Annotated in this window: 14 protein-coding genes; 6 read left to right on the top strand and 8 right to left on the bottom strand. The window is 56.8% G+C overall.

Translation table 11 applies throughout. The features are described 5' to 3' along the window. The first annotated feature begins 71 nt into the window (after positions 1-71). Both AYJ54_RS46860 and AYJ54_RS07040 read left to right on the top strand, forming a co-directional pair. A complete protein-coding gene (locus AYJ54_RS46860) occupies positions 72-938 on the top strand; it encodes a 4'-phosphopantetheinyl transferase family protein (protein WP_161491815.1) in 867 nt (288 codons plus the stop codon). 15 nt (positions 939-953) lie between these two features. After that, positions 954-1,745, top strand: coding sequence for a heparin lyase I family protein (locus tag AYJ54_RS07040; RefSeq protein WP_063697768.1), 792 nt, complete (start codon positions 954-956; stop codon positions 1,743-1,745). Positions 1,746-1,943: 198 nt separating this feature from the next. On the opposite strand, the gene AYJ54_RS07045 is transcribed toward AYJ54_RS07040, so the two are convergent. The 3 genes from AYJ54_RS07045 to AYJ54_RS07055 form a co-directional block, all read right to left on the bottom strand. Further along, complete coding sequence (locus tag AYJ54_RS07045; protein ID WP_063697978.1) at positions 1,944-3,137, bottom strand: polysaccharide biosynthesis/export family protein; 1,194 nt, start codon at positions 3,135-3,137, stop codon at positions 1,944-1,946. Positions 3,138-3,555: 418 nt separating this feature from the next. Next, positions 3,556-4,599 carry a glycosyltransferase family 2 protein gene (locus AYJ54_RS07050; protein ID WP_082905525.1) on the bottom strand — a complete coding sequence of 348 codons (1,044 nt, stop codon included), beginning with the start codon at positions 4,597-4,599 and terminating at the stop codon, positions 3,556-3,558. Positions 4,600-4,744: 145 nt separating this feature from the next. Then, positions 4,745-5,710, bottom strand: a complete 966-nt coding sequence (locus AYJ54_RS07055; RefSeq protein ID WP_161491816.1) for a heparin lyase I family protein — start codon at positions 5,708-5,710, stop codon at positions 4,745-4,747. Between the two features lie 381 nt (positions 5,711-6,091). Between AYJ54_RS07055 and AYJ54_RS07060 the strand changes: the two genes are divergently transcribed. Beyond that, positions 6,092-7,552: an undecaprenyl-phosphate glucose phosphotransferase gene (locus AYJ54_RS07060; RefSeq protein WP_245328925.1), complete on the top strand. Its 1,461-nt coding sequence runs from the start codon at positions 6,092-6,094 to the stop codon at positions 7,550-7,552. Between the two features lie 344 nt (positions 7,553-7,896). Here the strand turns inward: AYJ54_RS07060 and AYJ54_RS07065 are convergent, their stop codons facing one another. The 4 genes from AYJ54_RS07065 to AYJ54_RS07080 all read right to left on the bottom strand — a co-directional run bounded on the left by AYJ54_RS07065 (position 7,897) and on the right by AYJ54_RS07080 (position 9,615). After that, complete coding sequence (locus tag AYJ54_RS07065) at positions 7,897-8,277, bottom strand: hypothetical protein (protein WP_136623507.1); 381 nt, start codon at positions 8,275-8,277, stop codon at positions 7,897-7,899. A 297-nt stretch (positions 8,278-8,574) separates the two neighbouring features. Next, a complete protein-coding gene (locus AYJ54_RS07070) occupies positions 8,575-8,850 on the bottom strand; it encodes a hypothetical protein (protein ID WP_063697779.1) in 276 nt (91 codons plus the stop codon). After that, positions 8,847-9,182 carry a hypothetical protein gene (locus AYJ54_RS07075; RefSeq protein WP_063697781.1) on the bottom strand — a complete coding sequence of 112 codons (336 nt, stop codon included), beginning with the start codon at positions 9,180-9,182 and terminating at the stop codon, positions 8,847-8,849. Before AYJ54_RS07075 ends, AYJ54_RS07070 begins: the two co-directional genes overlap by 4 nt. A 115-nt stretch (positions 9,183-9,297) precedes the next feature. Next, positions 9,298-9,615 carry a hypothetical protein gene (locus AYJ54_RS07080; RefSeq protein ID WP_063697784.1) on the bottom strand — a complete coding sequence of 106 codons (318 nt, stop codon included), beginning with the start codon at positions 9,613-9,615 and terminating at the stop codon, positions 9,298-9,300. Between the two features lie 363 nt (positions 9,616-9,978). Here AYJ54_RS07080 and AYJ54_RS07085 point away from each other — a divergent pair, with 363 nt between their 5' ends. The 3 genes from AYJ54_RS07085 to AYJ54_RS07095 all read left to right on the top strand — a co-directional run bounded on the left by AYJ54_RS07085 (position 9,979) and on the right by AYJ54_RS07095 (position 12,483). Beyond that, positions 9,979-10,485 (top strand): glycosyltransferase family A protein, encoded by a 507-nt coding sequence (locus tag AYJ54_RS07085; RefSeq protein ID WP_161491817.1) that lies wholly within the window; start codon positions 9,979-9,981, stop codon positions 10,483-10,485. A 607-nt stretch (positions 10,486-11,092) separates the two neighbouring features. Next, entirely contained in the window at positions 11,093-11,938 is an 846-nt protein-coding gene (locus AYJ54_RS07090; RefSeq protein ID WP_063697788.1) for a GNAT family N-acetyltransferase, read from the top strand. A 203-nt stretch (positions 11,939-12,141) separates the two neighbouring features. Then, positions 12,142-12,483, top strand: coding sequence for a hypothetical protein (locus AYJ54_RS07095; protein ID WP_063697790.1), 342 nt, complete (start codon positions 12,142-12,144; stop codon positions 12,481-12,483). Between the two features lie 72 nt (positions 12,484-12,555). On the opposite strand, the gene AYJ54_RS07100 is transcribed toward AYJ54_RS07095, so the two are convergent. Continuing rightward, positions 12,556-13,191, bottom strand: a complete 636-nt coding sequence (locus AYJ54_RS07100) for a hypothetical protein (protein WP_136623508.1) — start codon at positions 13,189-13,191, stop codon at positions 12,556-12,558. Positions 13,192-14,793 lie beyond the last annotated feature (1,602 nt).

The raw sequence follows: 14,793 nt of genomic DNA on the forward strand, positions 1-14,793 counted from the left end.
AAAATGTTTTGCGTTTTGGCCGCGCGTGCACACGACGCGGTTTGAGTCCGGCAGAAGGAGCGGCATTGCACTTGCACGAACTGGCGAACGATACGGGCCTTTCGATAGCAGAGGCCGATGCGTTGCAACTTCCCAACGCGCAATGGCGGGTTGGTTTGTCGGCTCGACCGACACATGGCGAAATTCATGTGTGGCGACTGCGTTTTTCCTCCACCGAACTAGCCAAACTGGGCTGGCACGTCATGACGGTCGAGGAGCGGGCGCGCGCTGAATCGTTTCGCTTCGCACGGGACCGAGAGCGATTTTGTCAGAGCAGGCTTTTGCTTCGACGGATGTTAGGCGAATATCTAGAGCGGAATCCCCGCAAGGTACCCATCATAGTGGGCCAGCACGGCAAGCCGCAATTGGACGAAACGATCTCGCCACGCGGCCTGCAGTTCAACCTGACCCATAGCCACTCCGTAGCGTTGCTTGCAGTCACTGTCGGCCAGACCGTCGGAATCGATGTTGAAGACATCGCCAGCTTCAGCAACCCCGACGTTAGCACATTGGCTGAAGGCGTCCTGAGTAAGCGCGAGGTTGAGGCCATCATGGCGCTAGAGCGGGAAAGTAGGATTCGCTCCTTTCTTCGATGCTGGACGCGAAAGGAGGCGCTATTGAAGGCGGTTGGAGTAGGCCTCCTTGCGAAGCTCGACGAGTTCAAAGTGCCGATGGACGACCTTGAAAGGTGGAGTGTTCAATGGCGACCCGATCGCCGCTCCGATGCGTCAACGTTCCAGATGGCCGATTTGTCTGACGACGATTATTCGGCCGCAGTCGCCGCTCCCATGATCTCGGGGCCCGTGCATCTGTTCGATCTTCATCATCTGGGATTGACCGACATTTCCGTTGGTGAGCCCCAAATGAGGAGGTCTGCTTCCGAATTCGTGCCCCTTTGAAGGAGAGGCCAAACCATGCCGAGCGCATATAACATCGTCGCCGCGGCGGCGACGACATTCTTTGCGATAGTGCTGCCCGTGAATTGTTCATCCAGAGCGCAGGACGCGAACTTGGCGAATTGGACAGCCGTCGCGAACTCGAGGGCGCCCATCACCATTCGGAGCACTCCGTACGTACCCGAATCCTCCGGTACTGACTGGAGCATCCGCCGGGCAGCTGCCGGTGCGATCGACATAATGCGCTTCGAGGTACGCGCAGGAGATATTTGGAGCGAAGACCGCGCCTCGGGCGAAAACAAGGAGCGTTCCGAGCTGGATGGTTACAAGCGTCGTTTTGAATACGGCTCGGACGTTTGGGGCGCTTACTCCTTTCTCATTGAGCCAGGCGCCGAGTATCAGTCCGACTGGACGGCCATCAGTCAGATGCACGGATCCAAGATCAGGCCTTTTCACATACACTTCAAACTTGGTCGTTTGATCGTCTACAGCGAGGCTATGGGATCGCCCTCAGGGCCGCAAACAAGCATTCGCTACAACGAGATGCTAAGCCGCAACGAGTGGCACCACGTTGTATTTCATCTGCGCGAGGGTGTTCCCAATGGGAAACTCGAAATCTGGCTGGATGGCAAGAAGGCTGTCGACTTCTCAGGAATGATTGGCGCGGCCGGTAATCAGGCTTATTGGAAATATGGAATCTATCGTGGCTATGGCCCGATCGCCACGCCGTTTGCCATTCAATTCGCTAACATGGAAGTTGGAACGTCCGAGCTTGCCTCAAGGGTAGCGACGCCGTTGCCTGTCAAATAGAACCAGCCTAACGAACCGAGCACCGACGCTCGCACAGCTCGCGGCCGGACGAGGGCGTGGTCACTACATCGACCGGCGACCACGCAATCACTCGTGAGCCCACCCCAACGGGCATGGTAGGTCAAATCGCAAGACCCGCTCACTTCCGAACGGTCGAACGACCGGGATCGCCAGATCTAGCGGCGGGAGTGCCGCAGCTCAGTTTCCAACGCTTATAGGCTGCGTCACGATAGTGGTGCTCGAGCCCGTACCAAGCGCTTTCACCGAGTTTGCGAGTGTGACCGGGTCCTGAGCCGTTGCCACGATTGTTCGGACAAAGTTCAGGAATTTAGTCGATTCGACGGCTGCGGCGTTCGAAACGTAAATCACGTCCTTGTTGCGCATTTCGAACCTCGAGGTGAGGAAGTAGCCGCCGGCGTCGCGCAGGTCTGCCTGGTAGATGATCGGGATAACAGGTCCGTCGAAGCGCGAAATGTCGACTCCAAGCTGCGCCGCGACCTCACGCGTTTCGCCGCGGTAGAGGAACACGCAAGCTGGGTCTGCCGACAGGTCACTCAAGCCGGTCGCCTTTGCGATCGCCTCAGACATTGAAACGCGCCACGCTTCGAACGGAAACTGTCCCTGGCGCCCCGATGCTCCGAAGGCGAGGAAGGTCTGGGGTTCGCGGTAAACATAAATCATGTCTCGCGGACGGACATAAATGTTATTTGCGGGCTCGTCGATGAGAGCGCCGAACGGGGCAACTGCCTTCTTCCCGTTTCGCTCAAGGACGATCCAGGATTCGTTGCCCGCCCCCAAGAGGCCGCCGGCGCGTCCGATCGCCTCCAGGAGGTGCTCTCCGCCGGCATTTGCCGCATACCGTCCCGCTGAACGGACGTCTCCCAACACGGTAAAGGCGGATGAACGCTGCTCCAGCAAGGTTACGACAGCATTGGGCTCAAGCGACCGCTTTTTCAGGGCTGCGACGATCTCGCGTTCTATCTCCGCCGTCGTCCGCCCCTTGGCAGGTATCGGCCCCGCCGACGGTACCGTTATGTTGCCATCCGGACCTACCGACTGCGGAGGGACGGTGAAGAAATTGCCCGGACGCACCCCCAGATCGTTCTGCACAAAGAGGCCCGCGCCCGTTTCATACACGGTCACGCCCAGGATGTCACCGATCTCCACCACAACTCGCTGGGGCCCGCGCCCATCGGCAATTCTGCCCGCGATCCTTGGGGCGTGCGCTGCAAGGACGTTGAGCGTCTCTGGCCGCAGCCGAACAAGAGCGTACGGAAAGTCACTCTGACCAGATGTGATGTCCCAGCTTTGTGGACCGGCAACCGGCATGATCCCACATCCGCCTACTAACGCGGAAATCAGCGCCGTCACAAATACTAGCCGGAAATGCATGCCCTTACCCCCGTCCCAGCTCCGCTCTAACACGTCGGAGCTCCGGAGTAGGATGAGCTAGAGGCCGACAATTTAATATTTTCAAACGAGTGTTTCCTGAAAAGCACAGCAAAACCGAGAAGGGCGTAAAGAGCCCTGATCGAGATCGCGTTCCAGCGGGCGAAGCCCGCTGTTAAGGCGCTCCGCATTGATTTTTAACCCATTTGGGTAAATGGTCCCCTAGTGTCGCCCTTCCGACCATTCGGGCGTTCAGTCCGATCGAATCACCCTACCCTCGAACTTTGCGCACCCCCCGGGGGGAAATCCAGATCTCGAGGGGACAGCAATGCGCGCTAGCACTGTCGGCCGCAGCGGCAGCCTTTTGGGAAGGCAATCCTTGTGAGGCCAGCCCATTCGACCAGGCCGCCGCGCACCCAGTCTAACCGGCCCACAGGCTTTCGGGGGTGGCTTCGGGACGAGCGACGGCATGAGCAGCTGAATGAACGACCCTGCTCCGAATTGATGCCTCTGGAGGGCAACGTCTCCTGAGGACGCCGACAGCAAATCCACCGGCTGAAAGATACCAGGTCAGGACACTGAAGAGCCCCAGATTTAATGACTTTGTCCGGATGGCCATTACGGCGATCGGCATCCCCGCGGCGGTCAACAGCGTCAATGTTGGCAAAGTCAGTTGAGCCGCCAAGATGGAGCAGGCCCAGTAGGCCCATACACCTATCGAGAGTGGAACAATTCGCACCTCCCGCAGCACGCGTCCGACATATCGGCCAGCCATTGCTGCGCGAAAGAGCTCACCGGAGCTTAAAAAACGGCCACTGAAGATGCGATGCCAAAGCAGCCGCCACGTTCCCATGGCATAGCTATAGTGGTCCACGGCCTTGTCCTCGAGCAGCACGAGCCGCCAGCCCCTCGACCGAAGGCGTGCTCCAAGATCGTACTCCTCGAACGCATGAAGATTTCGGTCAGAAAGGTACCCGACCTGCGAGATCGCGGTGCGCCGATAGAGACCGCCTCCGTTGAGGCAGTCAACGTCGCGCGAGTCCTTCTTGCGCGCCCGCTGGAAGCGCTTGATCCGCCCCTTGAGCTCCAGATTGTCAGTTCGCATCTCATGGATGTATCCACCAACGCCGGCGACCTCATTTTGATGATCCAGGATCTCGATTGCCTTGCGTATGAACGCGGCATCGAGCTCCATGTCTCCGTCGAGGATGTAGATATATTCGCCCCTGCAGTATTGGTAACCTAGCTGGGGCCCGACGCCGCATCGTCTCTCCAAGACATCTTCCAGCACGACCACTGACGTTGGGAACTGCTTTGCAATCGCGACCGTCCCGTCCGTCGAAGCGCTGTCGGCAATAATGACTTCGCCGTCGTAATCCGCGACCGCAGCGAGCGCGCTCTCGATGGCTTTTGCGATGTTAGCCGCCTCGTTAAGGGTCTTAATAATAATGCTGATCTTAATCATTTTCGCCCTATATCCCCTGAAGCCGGGCCAAAATAATACTCTAGCAAGAGATTCAATTTGAATCCAACGAAACGCGCTGCCGCCCAGCGAAATCCTAAACGATTCTGATTGTCATCGCGACGATGCTCAAGTCGCACAAGTGGGTCTAATCGCGACCATCGAGGCGACCGTCGTTGGTGCCGAACGCCTGCCGTTCGACTGCGGAGAAAGTTGCGCCTCGAACTGTCGGACCAATCCAGAGGACATCCGTCCGTTCGCCAACCCTTCCGCCGCGATAGAGTCCCTGCTTGACGTATACGCGTCGGCCGGGCGGGACCGGAGAAGTCCCCTCAAGCGCCAATCTAAACTGCCTCTCACCTTCGTCACGTCGCCAGATGGCGAAGGCGCCCTTTCGCCAATCTACTCTGAATACGAAATCCGTCCATTTACCCAATCTCAGGAGCCCACCATCCGAAAACTCAATTTGGTTAAACATATATCGCTGCGGCCCGCCGATGACCCGCTGAGCAGCGACCAATCCTCCCCACCCGTAGAATTGCCAAACAAAGGCCCAGCTGTTGCAGGCGTTTCCGTCGTCGGCCGAGCAATCGGCAGGGGCGAATGCCGACCACGGGAGTTGTTGGCCCTCCCAGGTGGTTGGGAAATAGTAGCTCGTCGCATAGTATTGAAGTCCACTCGCGGACCCCTCCCTGATCTCTGTCCCGCCGCTGTCTTGCATCGAAAACATCTCGGCGCGCTCGCTGTTAGCATGTAGCGCCAGCGGGTCATCGTTAGGCTGCACTTCAATGCGGACCGCGGCCTTGCCATGCCAGGTCTGAAACCCATCCACCCGTATCCGGCAATCGTCCACAGCTTGTTGACCGTACCAACCTCCCCATCGAAGCTCGCTCCAGTTCGTAGCAAAAGAGATGCCCTCACCCGGCGGCTCGCTGCTTGGCGGAAGCCTGTAGGTCACATGCCTCTCTCCGCGAATGACCGCCCGGCATCGCTTTGATGTATCCGGGATCGGCGACGCCGCCTCACTCGACAGAGGTCGCGCCTCAAGCGCTTGCGCACGACCCGCCACTGGAATGGCAGCGATGAAAAGCAGACAGAACACGTTCTTCAACAAGCCGGCCACCTCCAGCAACGTCCTGAAAGTTAATGCGCCGAAGTATATCCCGCCTAGGCGATTGCGTTAAGTTGGGCATCGAATGATCGCGCGATGCCGCCAATGACCGAGGCCGTGGCCGCAGATCCACCCAACAGGCTTGGCGCTTCAAATTTGCCATAGACGAACGATCACGGCGGCGCAGCCGCCAGGCCCGTCGAAAGGCGCCTAAGTCGCCTTTGATGACCTGACGCCGTTCGGCCGTCTCGAAGGGCGAGCCTCGGTTTAATTATTTAATGTTTGCGCGCCGTCGATTTTTGGCTATAGTCACTTAGTTAATTTTCAGTAAATTCACGTATATGCATTAAATTACCTTGTGCGCTCAATTAGTTCGGTGCTGATTTGACGGACGGTTCGGATATTCGTAGCGAGATTAATCGGCTCGGGCGCGGGTCCTTCGGAATACCCCTTCGCATTTCGGAGAGCGTAATTCCGTATCTACTGTCGACGGTCGATCTGGCGGTCATACTCATTTCGAGCGCAGTTGCGGGCGGCGGCTATCAATTGCTGGTCCGCCACGACACGCCGAACCTGCTTCCCTATTGCGCAATCGGGATCCTTGCAGGACTGCTCTACGTTCTCCGAATGGGCGGCAGAGGTCACTACAGATTTCCGGACGCGATGGAACCGCGCCTTGAGACCAGCGCAATCATGTCTTGCTGGTTCGTGACGGCACTGTTGTTGGCGCTTCTTGCATTCCTGCTCAAGATTGGTCCGAGTTACTCTCGCGGCGCCCTCATCGCCTTTGGCCTCCTCGCGCCATTGCTTTTGTTCGCGGCACGCAGCCTCTCGAAAGCGTCCCTGGCCGCAGCAGTATCTCACAGGATCGTCGGATGGCGTCCTATCGTACTGATAGGCTTGTCGGGTGAGGTTGCCGCCTTGAGAAGGCAACGGCTGCTGACGCAGTTCGGCACAGGAGATGTCAAGATCTTTCTGCTGAGCGATGCTGACAGCCCGGTTGCCGCACTGGCGGACGAAAGCGTTCTGAGTTCGGCCAGCGACTTCGCCAGACGTCAAGATTGTCGGGAAGTTCTGCTTGCTTTGCCATGGACGGACACCGGGCGTCTCGATTTCGTCCGCAGTCATTTGAGAGCTCTTCCAACGGGCGCCTGGCTTCTGCCCGACGCCAATATTCGCTCGCTAACGCGCAACGCTTCGTCCGAGTGCCTTCGTACCCTGGCCATTCCTGTCCAGAGCGCTCCGCTCACCGAGGCCCAATGCGTGATCAAGCGCACTGCCGATATCATCCTGGCGACCTTGGCCCTGCTTTTCTTTTCGCCGATCATGGCCATTACGGCTATCGCCATCAAATTGGACAGCCCCGGCCCGATCATTTTTCGGCAGGATCGGAAAGGCTTCAACAAGAAGCGTTTTACGATACTCAAGTTCCGAACGATGACCGTTCAGGAGAACGGTCCGGCAGTTGCGCAAGCCACGCGGGACGATCCACGCGTGACGGAGATCGGACGCATACTGCGATCCATGAGCGTCGACGAGTTACCGCAATTGTTCAATGTCTTGAAGGGAGACATGTCCCTGGTGGGGCCTCGCCCTCACGCATTGGCCCACGATGATCAGTTTGAGAAAATGTTAAGCGACTATTCCGTTCGCCAACACGTGAAGCCGGGCATCACCGGTTGGGCTCAATGTAACGGTGCCAGGGGCGCGACTCCATCGGTGGACCACATCGCTGAGAGGGTTCGACTGGACCTTTGGTATATCAACAACTGGAGCCTGAAGCTCGACGCCCAAATCCTAGTCAAAACGTTTTCCGAAGTACTGAAGCAACGTAATGCATATTAGGCGATGCGGCGGCACAGAGGCATTCAGTTGCGCCTTTCCAGGTCGTCAGCCGGATCTCCAGAAAGACCGAACGAGTACACATCCTACGATGAGAAATTGCTCCGCGCGGTCCGAACATGCGCCAGCAGCTCTCGAGGCAGGTGCACACTCAGACAAGGAGTAACTGTAACCCAATCTCAACCTGGCTCAACAGATCCCTGGAGAGCGAGAGGCGTATCGCAAGACGCGATTCCGTTTCGGCGACTTATCGTCGCCGTACATGCTCGTTGGACTCGTCACGTTTGCAGGAATACCGTTGATTTATCGAGCATAGATTGCTCAGGAAGATGCAGGCCCCGCCTGCCTCAGGGAACGACACCGCTGCTGGACAGGGCCGGCTCGGCAACCACTCGGCTGGAGCCCTTCGGCAGGTCAGACGACCCAGTAGACTCCGCTCGATCGCCTCGCCCCGGAGGTAGACAACCAAGGCAAATGATGAGCCTTTTGTTCAGCCTTTCATCTGCCGCGCGATTTATTGCCTCCAGAGCAGCTACCCACTCTTTGGAGTAAGGCTTAAACTTGGAAAGATCTTCGTCGATCCGCACATCGTCTGACGTCATCTGCGGCTTGTGCGTGGCTTGAACGCTGGCGCTCGCGCGATTGCCATCTTTACCCAGAGAGGAAAGCTTAGCCGGCACGCGGCCGCGGCTGTCCCACTTCAAGGCCGGATTCATGGAGGGGGGCATGAAGCTTCTCGTCTCCCTGGAACACCCGCAGAGAGACAAGGCCATAGCCAGCAAAAGCACGAAGTGCCTGGCCATTATCGACGCCTCGCAATATGATAATTTAATCTACCGAAATATGGTAAATATTTAATTAGCTCGACCCAACCAGTGATCTCGACAAGCAAGATTTCCGAAAGCCGGTACCCCTGAGCCAAAAAGGTTTGACAGGGAGCTGCTTACCGAAGGAGTTGGCATAGCGGCTAGGCGATGGTCCCTTGCTCGAGCGTCAGGGGAGCCTCAACGGATGGTAACCTCAGCCTAGTCGTGGTCTCGGCAGTCCAATTGGTTGCCGATCTCTCCCGACCGCCACGAGGCACCGATCTCCCGATCGCGAATGACACCAGTGTTGCTCGCCACAGCGGTGTCCTCTCTCAGGGCGTTGACCGTACTCACCATCTTAAAACCATCAGGAAATTCGACAAGGCAGGCGTACATGGTTCCGACTGCGAGCACGCGGCATCGCTGCCCCTGCCGGCCCTCGTTGGTCCAGCGATAGATATAAGGAAAATGGGAGCAGGAAGCGCCGTCGTTCATATGCCCTCGACCTCGTGTTCCCTTCGGATCAGGCAAAAGCGCTCTTCCAAAGCGCTCGGTGCCACCTTCAAGGTCTCGCGGCGCGGACGGGGGATATTGTCAGACAACAAGTAGTCGCTATCGGAGGGGCGACTGTTTCCGTCGCGCTCATTCTCGCGCGCAATATCGCTCTCCATGAGACGAACATTTCGAATCAAATCCGAGGGTATCCCGACAACCGTATGCAATTTGTGTCCGAGACGGCTCTTTCTCATTTCAGAGTCAATCAAGGACTCCTTTTCCGCTTTCAAGATACAGATCTCGGCACGAAATGCCGGCGTCGTTCGATGCATTCAGCAAGATCTTTGCCAGCAACTCGAGGGGCAGTTTGCGCTCTCCCGACGCGCGACACACTGTGAGTACGCGCCCTGCGGCCATGCTCAATCCCTCAGACCAAACCCGGACGGACTAGTTGCAGAATAGCTCATTTCCGTAACGCTGGCAGGAGCGACCATTGCTGAAAAGGGTCGTGTTTCCGTAGGTCTGCGCCGTCATCCCGTTGCTAAAATACGTGCTATTGCCGTAGGTCTGGAAGCTCGTTCCGTCGCTGTTATAGGTCGTACTGCCGAACCGCCGCGATATGTCTCCATTGCTCCAATAGGTGATGCTGCCGTTGCGCGTGCCCAAACCATCCGACCCACAAGAAGCCTGCCCAGCCGACGACTGGCAATTCTGAGCATGGGCCGACGATGCCCACATCAACAGGACCGCAACAACAATCCGCATGATTACCTCCTAGTGAGAACCACAACCCTACACTTCTGCGCAGAACTTGCCAGTCCTGCCCTGCACGGCTCTCGATGCCGAACTTGACCTTCCGGGATGGCAGCTGGTGAAAGCCCTCGGGCCTCGAAGGCAACCTTAATCGGCCCCCGGTCCCCGGACGGAACTTGGCCGCGCCGAGTGGTAAAGAGTTAACGCCGCCAAACCCGGCACACCTTGCTTCTTTTCCAATCCACACAACCGCTAGTCGCGCAGGACGGTAAACCAACCCTCGCATTTAAACGTACAAATTTGATTCCCAAGATGCTAATAGTTACGCATTTCAAGTTGCTTTTTGTCGCACCTTTCGAATTCTGGTGATGAATGGTGAAACCGATTGATTTCACGGTCGTGATTCCGACGTTCCGGCGGCCAGCCGAGCTCCGTGAAGCGATCTCAAGCGTACTTGCTCAAAGCGAGGTTGAGATTGAAATCATTGTGGTTGATGACAGCCCGGAACGGTCCGCCGAGTCGGTGATCGCCAGCATCAATGACGCGCGAGTCGCCTACCTGGCAAACCCGAACCCATCCGGTGGCTTCCCCAGTGCGGTGAGAAATCTAGGTTGGCCCTCGGGACGCGGGGACTTTGTGCACTTTCTTGATGACGATGATGTCATCCCACCTGGGCATTATGCCGCCGTTAAGCACGCCTTCGCGAAGCACCCGAATGTGGGCGTCGTTTTCTGTCGAATAGATCCTTCGGCAATTGTTCTCCTACTCAGTTGCAGCATGAAAAGCGCTACTTCGAGAAAGCTGCCCTACTCGCCAACTTTTGTGAGCGTCTTCGCTCACGACGCGCCTTCGTTGCCTGCCTCATGTTCCATTGGGCCCTGATGGTTTGCAGTGCTGGGATCTTGCGCCGACGGTGTCTTGAGCAGCTCGGTGGATTCGACCCACAACTTCGTCTTCGCGAGGATGTGGATCTATATGCGAGAGCGATGCGACAATTTGACGTGTGCTTTCTCGATCGGGTTGGACTTAGATATCGCATCGGAAGCCCTTCCCTTATGCATGCGCCCGAGCTCACTCAGTCCGACCTTAACGATCTTCGCACAGCGCAACGCCGAACAAACGCAAGGTATAAGTCGACCTGGGGCAGTTTTGAATTTTACGCATTAAAGCTATTTGCACGTGCAATATTTAAGTTTGTATAAGCCGAAGTTTGTATGGCAAAAACAATGTCGTTAATTGTCAATAGACTATCGCATTCGACCGCCTTCCTGCAGCTACGGCGTGAGTGGGAGGACCTTGACAGCAGCTTGACACCTCGGACGCCATTTACCTCGGCCATCTGGAACGAGCTGTGGTGGAAGCATTTTTCCCGGTCTGGACTGTTACGGCGTGACGAGTTCTTCATCCACGAAGTTCGAAAGCAAGATGGAGAACTCCTCGCGATCGCCCCGTTAATGCGGACCTACGAACCGGGTTCGGCCCGATTCGTATGTGCAAGGTACAGTTTTTCGGCACTGATCCGAGCCTGACCGAGGTCCGAGGCCTTGTTTGCAAGGCCGAACACCAACGTGACGCGCTGTGTGCGCTTGCAAGGCACTTCAGCGAGAACGACAATAGTTGGGATGTGTTCAAATGGAGCGGCGTTCGCTCCGACGCCATCGACCAGTTGCCTCATGACAAACTAAGAACCGAACGTCTGTTACCTGATTACATCGTGGATCTGCCCGATCGTTGGCAGGATCTCCAGTCAACTCTTTCCAACAACACCCGCAAGAGCATCAGGAAAGGGTATGAGTTCCTTGAGCGCGATGGGCATAGGCTCGCCCTCCGCGTGACGGAGTCCCCGAACGTCGATGATGAGACCCTGCACCGCTTCTTTCGTCTTCATCAGGCTCGATCATCAGCTGCCGATATGAGGCAACATCGCGACAACTTTCACACAGCTCAGAGTCGGAGGTTCCTCGATGACGTTATCGGTGCAATGGGATCACGAGGGCAGGTTCGTATCTTCGAGTTGGAGGTGAACGGAGAGGTTGTTGCATCCCGGATTGCCTTTGGCCTCGGCCAAGACATTTATCTGTACTTCTCTGGTTTCGAACCCAGCTGGAAAAAGTACGGAGCGATGACGACTCTTGTGGTAGAGATCATCAAATGGGCGATTGAGCGCGGCTTCTCCACGCTCAATCTCTCCACTGGCAAGGACCAATCAAAGTTGCGTTGGTTGCCAACAGAGATCGTTCTCCATGACATCGTACAGTCAACAGAATCGGTGCGTAGTCAGCTTGTTGCCAGATCTGAACTTTGGAGGCGAGGCGCTCTCAAAGTTTTGGCATAGCGTCTCGTTGAGTGTCGCCAACAAATAAGGTTGCTCGCATCCGCAAAATAAGAGGTGCGGTGAGTACTCGCTACTTGCGCTCTCGATCATTTCGTCGCCGAAGGCGAGGATGTTCGACCTTGTCTGAGATACTTGCACATCGATGCTGCTGCGCCAATCGATCGATCGGACTTTCATACGAAGTTATTTTAAGGACCTTTCAGATGAATGATTTTGACAACGCCGCTGCACTTTCCTGCAGCGTTAATTCCACCCGTCAGCATCGAGGCGAGGAGCATCAACCTGCGCGAGAGTTGCTTGAGCAGATTGAGAGACATCTGAAGACGAGACTTGGCAACGAGTTAAACCGTATGCCACGCAGCGATCCCGGGATGGACGAAGATTTCACGCGGTTGCGGACGCACTACAAAAACATCTGCCGCTACCGTGAGCTGCTGGCGACGTCGCTTACTTCAGCGGAAAGCGAATTCGTCGAACGTCGCTTGGCGGAGGAGCACTTCGCGGTCGAGGCTCTCATGTCAGCAGTCGCACGGCCATGTGATTAAGGCTCGGCCCGGTTTTGCTTCACTCTCGGCTTGCGCCGACGAGGGAACTAGTCGGGGTGCACGGTCGCCGCATCAATCTTTCGGAATGCTGCTCTTGCCGTCCGCCCGTTCGCGCAGCTTCGCGAAGGATCCTCTGTCGTCCTCAAGTGAAGCCAACCCGTCGAACAGCTTTTTCAAGCCGTCCTGGTCATCAAAGTCAATCGCCGGGATCGCTCTGGGGACCACGTCTATCGCTGGCTCATAACCGCTGTGAGCTTCCGCCTGTTCGTAGAACGAAGCTGCGTCTCGTTCCGCCGCATCGTCCGTGCAGGCCGGAAGCAAGGATGAAAGCGGTCGAAGATCCGACAATGGCTCCGCCGCGGCCCCCGGGGCGCGATCGTCAAAGCTGCCCGCTTGCGCCGATGGCTGCGCTGCCGCCTTGCTCGACGCCGTATACTGCCTTGCCGCGCTGACGATCATTTCGAGTATGATGGGCAGGAAGTCTTTCCTGTTGAATACGGTGTACGTCCGAGCTAGCTGATCTACATATCGCGGTCCGAAGCGCTCTAGAATTGCGGCCACGCTCGCAAGGTCGGGGTCGGACTCCAAGAGCAACTTCCATCTTTGTTCGTGCTCAACTCCGGCCGCATGACTCGACGGAGTTGGAAGATGGTCGAGCAACGGATCCAAGTGAGCTTGCTGGGCTAACGTCCTCTTCAGCTCACTCATCGAAGCTTTCCTCCGCTTATCGGCAACCAGGAGGCAGATGAGGCCGAAACCCATCGCGACAAAGCCGATCGCTGCCCAGGCCACTGAAATGCATAGGAGGAACCCGCTGATCAGGAGGAAAGCCCCCAGAATATGCATCTATTAAAAACCGTCCGGAGAAGTAATAATACCGCAGATTATTCAATGATTACAATATTCGCAAGTTGGACGCTTCCTAGCTTGGAAGGCCACCTCCTTAAGGCTGAGCCCGCAGGTATGTTCAGCATTGAGTCGATCGCACCGCCGTCTGCAACCCGTGACAAGAAATCAAGAGAATAATTCGACGAGTCTGCTAAACTGCGACCGAAGATTATTGGCCTGCAGTGCGTCGCCCGGCCCAAACCGACATGAAAGGGACGTTACATGAGGAGAGTTGTTGCCCGTCTAGGTGTCGCCGGCACGTTGGGACTGATCTTACTGGCTGTATCGGCTCCCGCAGACGCGAGAGAACGTCGCAATTCCGGCCCGAGCAATTACGGAACGACGTTTGCTTATTCCTGGGGTCCCGACTACCGATATTATAACCACCCGCTTTATGCGGGCTGCCAGGTCGAGGGAGGCTCTCTCCCCTATCCCGTCGTAGCGACGAGCACCTTCTCCAATCAAGTCGTACCGACCGCTTTCGGCTCATGGGGCTACCGCGCAGTTTCACGCGGGTTTCCTGAGCGCTGGTGTCTAGTTAAATAGTACCGAGCGCACAGACACACACGCGACTGTGTCCCGTTAAACAAGGTACGCAACCTTCAGTCGACGTCCGATTGGCGCCCCGCGGCCGGTGGCAATCTCAGCCGCGCTGCCGACTTCCAATAAACCAAGCAAACCAGGTCTTAATGTCTAGACGCCTCGACGAACGGCGCTGCAGCTGATCCTCCCTGAGGCAAACCGCCATGAGACGATAATACTCCTCAACAACCGCTCGCTGAGAAATCCAACCTTTCTCGATCCGAGCCTCCCTCAGCAGGTCATGGTTAATTCCATTGCCGAAGGCGCGTCTAGCTTTGTGTAGCAGTTGTTCAAGCTCGCGAGTTTGATTGCCAGTCATGTTAACAAAACGTATATCGTGGCCCCGCGGTTCCCACAGGCGGCACGACAAAGCTTAGCAGGTTCCGGCTGGATGTAGTGATGTGTATGAGCCCGCCTTTGCTAATCATTCAGGCAGGTCGCGATTGCCCACGCCCAGAAGTCGCCCGATTTCGACCCCACGATTCACGTTGGTGGATGGTATGCGACGCGAGTCGCTCGGGTGATTGACCTGCCCCGCGCCTTGTCGCGCGGCATGGATGCTAGGGGAGCCGAATGTCGGTCATATGGATCTTGCTTGGGTGTGCGTGTGTGCTGACGGTCGCCGGTCTTGCCCTCGCAATCTACGCAAGCGCGATGATCGCCCGCCCCGCGGCTGAGCGGAAGCACCAGGTTACAATATTGTCTGGCGATGAGCCTGGCGGCTCAGAACCTGTTTCGCAGCGATCTCATTCATTGCATCGGATTGCTCACCCCACTTGATAGCCGCCCGGCTTCGCGCTCGGCGTCGCATCTCAGGCGAGATTGGCGCTCCGTGCTGAT

It is taken from the genome of Bradyrhizobium centrolobii, assembly GCF_001641635.1.
GTDB lineage: Bacteria > Pseudomonadota > Alphaproteobacteria > Rhizobiales > Xanthobacteraceae > Bradyrhizobium > Bradyrhizobium centrolobii.

Excerpts from the sequence above, each read along its gene's own strand:
- AYJ54_RS07080 (WP_063697784.1), bottom strand. The coding sequence starts at position 9,615 with ATGCGGATTGTTGTTGCGGTCCTGTTGATGTGGGCATCGTCGGCCCAT.
- AYJ54_RS07075 (WP_063697781.1), bottom strand. The coding sequence starts at position 9,182 with ATGCATCGAACGACGCCGGCATTTCGTGCCGAGATCTGTATCTTGAAA.
- AYJ54_RS07095 (WP_063697790.1), top strand. The coding sequence starts at position 12,142 with ATGAATGATTTTGACAACGCCGCTGCACTTTCCTGCAGCGTTAATTCC.
- AYJ54_RS07040 (WP_063697768.1), top strand. The coding sequence starts at position 954 with ATGCCGAGCGCATATAACATCGTCGCCGCGGCGGCGACGACATTCTTT.
- AYJ54_RS07100 (WP_136623508.1), bottom strand. The coding sequence starts at position 13,191 with ATGAGTGAGCTGAAGAGGACGTTAGCCCAGCAAGCTCACTTGGATCCG.
- AYJ54_RS07050 (WP_082905525.1), bottom strand. The coding sequence starts at position 4,599 with ATGATTAAGATCAGCATTATTATTAAGACCCTTAACGAGGCGGCTAAC.
- AYJ54_RS07065 (WP_136623507.1), bottom strand. The coding sequence starts at position 8,277 with ATGCCCCCCTCCATGAATCCGGCCTTGAAGTGGGACAGCCGCGGCCGC.
- AYJ54_RS07045 (WP_063697978.1), bottom strand. The coding sequence starts at position 3,137 with ATGCATTTCCGGCTAGTATTTGTGACGGCGCTGATTTCCGCGTTAGTA.
- AYJ54_RS07070 (WP_063697779.1), bottom strand. The coding sequence starts at position 8,850 with ATGAACGACGGCGCTTCCTGCTCCCATTTTCCTTATATCTATCGCTGG.
- AYJ54_RS07090 (WP_063697788.1), top strand. The coding sequence starts at position 11,093 with ATGTGCAAGGTACAGTTTTTCGGCACTGATCCGAGCCTGACCGAGGTC.